Source organism: Martelella alba (assembly GCF_005217455.1).
Lineage (GTDB): Bacteria > Pseudomonadota > Gammaproteobacteria > Enterobacterales > Enterobacteriaceae > Acerihabitans.
In genome coordinates this window covers 1-990 of the sequence record NZ_SZPQ01000145.1, presented here as the reverse complement: position 1 = coordinate 990, position 990 = coordinate 1, and the positions used below count along the sequence as shown (strand labels likewise).

Annotated in this window: 2 protein-coding genes; both read left to right on the top strand. The window is 47.9% G+C overall.

What is annotated here, in order from left to right:
- Positions 1–216 precede the first annotated feature (216 nt).
- On the top strand, positions 217–501 hold the full coding sequence (locus tag FCN80_RS26110; RefSeq protein WP_136993274.1) for a hypothetical protein: 285 nt from the start codon (positions 217–219) through the stop codon (positions 499–501).
- 57 nt (positions 502–558) lie between these two features.
- Positions 559–990: TipJ family phage tail tip protein (gpJ, locus tag FCN80_RS26105; RefSeq protein ID WP_230492983.1), on the top strand; the 432-nt coding region annotated here is incomplete at its 3' end.

Genomic DNA, 990 nt, shown 5'->3' with positions numbered 1-990 from the left:
CAGGATCCGGATAACAAACCCTCGTATGCCTTTGGCGGTCCGGTAAACTCGGTCGCTCAGGGTAATCCCGTGCCGATCGGATACGGTAAACGCCGTATCGGTGGGGCAATTATTTCCGCTGGTATTTATGCAGAAGACCAGCAATAAATCATTTTTTATGTTACCTTAAGGCGTATTCTCAAGCGGTTACAAAATGTCTATAATGAGGATAGTATTATGCTTAAGGTGATAGGTGGTCTTTTGATGGCTGGTGGCATCATATGGGTGTTATGTGCCCTCGGGATGGACGTTACTGTTGGATATGTAGACAAGATATACAATACTGGCCTTATCGCAAATAGAGAAGTAAATATCATTGCAGGCAGTTCACTTGCAATTATTGGCACTTTAATGGCAATGGCCGGAGTAATATGTCGCGCCATCGAGGATAAAGAAAAAGAAAAGATAGATATATTAAAAGATATCAATAATGGACTGGCGGGTTATTTAGAGAAAAAATAACCTCGCATCTTAACACCGATCTAACCCGCAAAATTGCGGGTTTTTTATGGGCGTCATATGGCAGCGAAATCAATCAGGGGCCACAAGGGCGGCTCCAGCAGCACTCACACGCCGGCTGAATCCCCAGACTCTCTACAGTCAACCTCCTACGCCAAAATGCTGCTGGCGCTGGGCGAGGGGGAATTTGCTGGTGGTTTAGACGGCACCAACATTTATCTTGATGGAACGCCGATTCAAAACGCTGACGGCTCTGTCAATTTCCCCGGCGTCGCCTGGGAGTTTCGGGCAGGAACGCCTGATCAAACCTATATTGCAGGTATGCCGGACATCGAGAACGAAACGGCAGTCAGCCTGGAGCTGACCAGCCAAACGCCCTGGGTGCATGCTGTCACCAATACCCAATTATCAGCGGTACGTCTGCGGTTTTCCTGGTCATCGCTACAGCAGCAAAAATCCAATGGCGATGTCGTGGGCTATCGGATTGAGTAT